The following is a 4,154-nucleotide window of genomic DNA, read 5'->3' on the forward strand; positions in this document are numbered from 1 at the left end:
CCCGAACAGCCAGCCGCCGATCGGGCGCATCAGGAAGCCCGCGGCGAAAACGCCGGCGGTGTTCAGCAGTTGCGCCGTGGGGTCGGCCCTGGGGAAGAACGACGGCGCGAAGTAGATGGCGCAGAACGCGTAGACKTAGAAGTCGAACCACTCGACCAGATTGCCGGAGGATGCGGCAACGATGGCGTAGATGCGCTTGCGGATGTCTTCAGGGGAGGGAGGCTGGAGCGGTGCAGGGCGAGGAGAGTCTGTCATTCAGGGGGCGGCCGGGAGCGTTCTGTTTTTTGTGATGGCGGTCTGGGCCCAGGGGAAGGGCGTGCAGAGTGTACCCATGCCATACGCGCGGGCAGCATGATTTAAAGTCGCGCGGGCCAGTCGGGTTTTGCATGGACAGATGGCGGCCGTGCAGCGACCCATCAACCGTTCATGGGCGGCCCGAGCGGTTTCGTGTTGTGAAAAATTCGACTGGAAGCGAGACGTTTAATTCATCACAGGAATGATTCGCTGTGACTACACTGTGTGCTTGTACCGCGCTGCTCAACGCATAGAACGCATCGAACACGCGGTGCAGCTCAAAAGGCGAAACAGACGACATGCGGGACGCAAGAATCCGCCTATCCCGCTCCACACCCAGTGGAAAGTGCCGCCCAATCTGGAATTAAGCAGCAATCATGAATAAGAAGCGCTTCACGACCCTTGTTTCCGCAGCCGCCTTTGGCGTCTGCCTCCTGGCTGCAACGCAAGCCGGCGCAACGGGTCCGAAAGATAGCACCAACGCCGGCGACAAGTACGGCTACGCACTCCACAACGGCAAGCGCGACCCCTTCACCGACGGTGCCCGCGTTGGTGACCGCCGCGATCCCTTTACCGATGGCGCCCGCGTTGGCGACCGTCGCGACCCGTTTACGGACGGCACGCACGGCAGCGCAGCCGCGGCACTGGACCTCGCCGGGCGCGACCTGACCGGTGTGTCGGCCCCGCCGGCGCATGGCGCGGCGGACAACCGCCAGGCCAGCGCCTGATCCGGCGCTGCCGGTCCGGCCCTGGGACCCCTCCACCCACGGCCGGACCGGCAAGTATGCAGATATCAAGCTCCTCCACGCAATGTCATCGCCATTGCCATTGTCATTGTCATTTCTGTCTCAAGACAAATCATGAAAACCATCGTGCTGGCGCTGCTGAGCGTCACCGCCCTCGCCGCCTCGCTGCCCGCCTTTGCCGGTCCCGACTGGACCGTTATCGAACGCGCGCGTGCCCAGAAACAGGCGCAGGCAAAGCAGCAAGCGCAGACGCCTTGCGCACTGAAGTCCAACCAGGCAACGGCCACGTCCAGCGCCGACGGCAAGCAAGGCTGAGCCTTACCGCTTACCGTTATCGCTGGTTATCGCTCCCCCGTGGGCCGGCTCGGCGTGGCGTTCATAGGAACACCATCGTCCGGCCCCCGTTGCGCAGCACGCGGTGCTCCGCGTGCCATTTCACCGCGCGTGCCAGCGCCACGCATTCCACGTCGCGCCCGATGGCGGCCAGCTGGTCCGCATCCATGGCATGGTCCGTTCCCAACCCGGCAAAGGCCGCGCGCAGGCTCTCCAGTGCGTCGTGCGCATCGCAGCCCGCCGGCAAGTCGCGCCGGAAGTGCACGCGCATGAAGAATCGCGTGCTGGCCCGGTCGCCGAACTGGGCCGAGTCGAGGATGTTCGCGCCCGCCTCGCACAGCAGGCTGGCCACGGCGTGGACGATGCCCGGCCGGTCCGGGCACGACAGGGTCAGGATGTAGCTGGCGCTGTCGGATGGGTTATCGGCTGTGCTGCGCATCACGCTTTGGCCTTGGCGCTGGTGGGGTCGTAGGGCGTGCGCAGGTGCACGGTGGCGGGCAGCAGCTCGCCGGCCAGGTCGACGTGATACGTCCCTTCGGCAATCCACCCGGCACTGGCCGCGCCATCTTCGCGTTGCAGCAGCGCCATGCCCACCGGGCAACCCAGGGTATGCCCGAAAGCCGCCGAGGTGACAAAGCCCGCCGGGCGCACCTCGCCATCCGGGCCAGTGCGCAGCACGGCTTCGCCGCCCCACAGCATGGCCTGGCTGGCGCCGTCGAGCGTCACCACGGCCACGCGGCGCTTCACCTGCGCCGCGCCGCCGGCCGCGCGCAGTTTCAGCAGTGCCTCGCGGCCACGGAACGGGATTGGCTTGTCGAGCTTGCAGGCAAAGGACAGCCCCGCCTCGAAGGGGTTGATATCGGTGGTCAGCTCGCGGCTCCAGGCGCGGTAGCCTTTTTCGATGCGCAGGGATTCGATGGCGTAGTAGCCAGCGTTGGCCAGGCCAAGGGGTTTGCCCGCGGCCTGCAGTGTCTCGTAGACGCCCACCGCAAATTCCACCGGCACATACAGCTCCCAGCCAAGCTCGCCCACATAGGTCAGCCGCGTGGCACGCACCGTGGCGTAGCCCAGGTCGATCTCGCGCGAACTGCCGAACGGAAAGGCTTCGTTCGAGAAATCCGCGCGCGACACGCTCTGCAGCAACTCGCGCGAGCGCGGGCCCATCACCGCCAGCACGCTGTACTGGCCGGTGACATCGACGATGGCGCAGCGCTGGTCGGCCGGGATCAACCGCTCGATGTAGTTGAAGTCGCGCGTGGTCTGCGCCGAGCCGGTCACCAGCAGGTACTGGTCGCGCGCCAGCCGGGTCACGGTCAGGTCCGACTCGTAGGTGCCGCGCTCGTTGAGCATCGCGGTGTACACAGTCTGGCCGGCGGGCACGGCCACGTCGTTGCTCATCAGTTGCTGCAGCACGGCCTCGGCATCGGCGCCCTTGACGATGTACTTGGAGAAAGAACTCATGTCGAACAGCGCCACGCCCTCGCGGCAGGCGCGATGCTCGGCGCCGCTCCACGGCAGCCAGTTCTGCTGCCCGAAGGCATAAGCGATCTCCGGCGCCTCGCCAGCGGGCGCAAAGAAGTTCGGCCGCTCCCAGCCCATCTTGCTGCCGAAGTTGGCGCGGGCGTCGTGCAGGTGCGCGTACAGCGGGGAGCGGCGGAAGGGCCGCGCGGTATCCAGCTCGCGGTTGGGCCAAGGCATGGCGTAGTGCAGGCCCAGGGTTTCCTTGACGCGGTCGTGCAGCCAGCTTTGGTTGCCGTTGAAGCCAGCAAAGCGGCGGATATCGACCGGCCACAGATCCATGGTGGGCTCGCCCGCCACGATCCATTCGGCCAGCGCCATGCCCGCGCCGCCGGCCGAGGCGATGCCCATGGAGTTGAAGCCCGCGCCCACGTAGAAGTTGCGCAGCTCGGGCGCCTCGCCCAGGATGAAGTTGTTGTCGGGCGTGAAGGATTCCGGGCCGTTGTAGAACTGCTTGACCTGCGCCGTTTCCAGCGCCGGCACGCGCTGCAGCGCGTTGTGCATCAGGATCTCGAACTGGTCCCAGTCGTCGGGCAGCAACTGGAACTCGAACGGCTCCGGAATGCCTTGCATGCCCCAGGGCTTGGCGTTGGGCTCGAAGCCACCCATCACCAGCCCGCCCACTTCCTCTTTGAAGTAGATAAAACCATCCGGGTCGCGCATCACCGGCAGGTCGGGATGCACGCCGGCGATGCGCTCGGTGACGATGTAGTAGTGCTCGGCCGAATGCAGCGGCACCGTCACGCCGCATAGCTGGCCCACCTGCCTGGCCCACTGGCCCGCGCAATTGACCACGATCGCGGCACCGATGGTGCCGCGGGCGCCGTCCTTGTCTTGCCAGCTGACACCGGTGGCGCAGCCGTCCCGGGTATGAATGGCGGTGACCTTGGTGTCTTGCACGATCAGCGCGCCCCGGGTGCGCGCGCCGCGCGCCAGCGACTGGGTGAGGTCGGTGGGATTGGCCTTGCCATCGCCCGGCAGCCACACCGCGCCTTGCAGGTCGGCGGTGCGCATCACCGGCCATAGCTCGCCAGCCTCGCGCGCCGAGATGACCTGGCAGTCCACGCCGTAGGCGCGCGCCACGGCCGCGGTGCGCTTGAGCTGCGTCATGCGCTCGGCGGTGCGCGCTACCGACAGCGAGCCGCACTGCTTCCAGCCGGTGCCCAGCCCGGTTTCGGCTTCCAGCTCGTTGTACAGGCGCGTGGAGTAGCGGATCAGCTTGGTCATGCTCTCCTGCGCGCGCAGCTGCCCCACCAGCCCGGC

General features: G+C 66.8%; 4 protein-coding genes and 1 pseudogene. 2 read left to right on the forward strand and 3 right to left on the reverse strand.

Annotation, left to right across the window (positions count from 1 at the left end; translation table 11 throughout):
- A pseudogene (locus tag AC1DS3_RS35965) lies at positions 1-255 on the reverse strand (alpha-ketoglutarate permease); the annotation flags it as partial.
- 416 nt (positions 256-671) lie between these two features.
- Here AC1DS3_RS35965 and AC1DS3_RS35970 point away from each other — a divergent pair.
- Positions 672-1,022, forward strand: coding sequence for a hypothetical protein (locus AC1DS3_RS35970; RefSeq protein ID WP_441634066.1), 351 nt, complete (start codon positions 672-674; stop codon positions 1,020-1,022).
- Between the two features lie 132 nt (positions 1,023-1,154).
- A complete protein-coding gene (locus tag AC1DS3_RS35975; RefSeq protein ID WP_441634064.1) occupies positions 1,155-1,355 on the forward strand; it encodes a hypothetical protein in 201 nt (66 codons plus the stop codon).
- 61 nt (positions 1,356-1,416) lie between these two features.
- Here AC1DS3_RS35975 and AC1DS3_RS35980 read toward each other — a convergent pair whose 3' ends face one another.
- On the reverse strand, positions 1,417-1,812 hold the full coding sequence (locus tag AC1DS3_RS35980) for an ACT domain-containing protein (RefSeq protein WP_441634062.1): 396 nt from the start codon (positions 1,810-1,812) through the stop codon (positions 1,417-1,419).
- Positions 1,812-4,154 (reverse strand): GcvT family protein (locus AC1DS3_RS35985; protein WP_477129075.1); only part of this gene is annotated, 2,343 nt, incomplete at its 5' end. The genes AC1DS3_RS35980 and AC1DS3_RS35985, both read right to left, overlap by 1 nt.

This window comes from Cupriavidus sp. 01L46, from assembly GCF_056399905.1.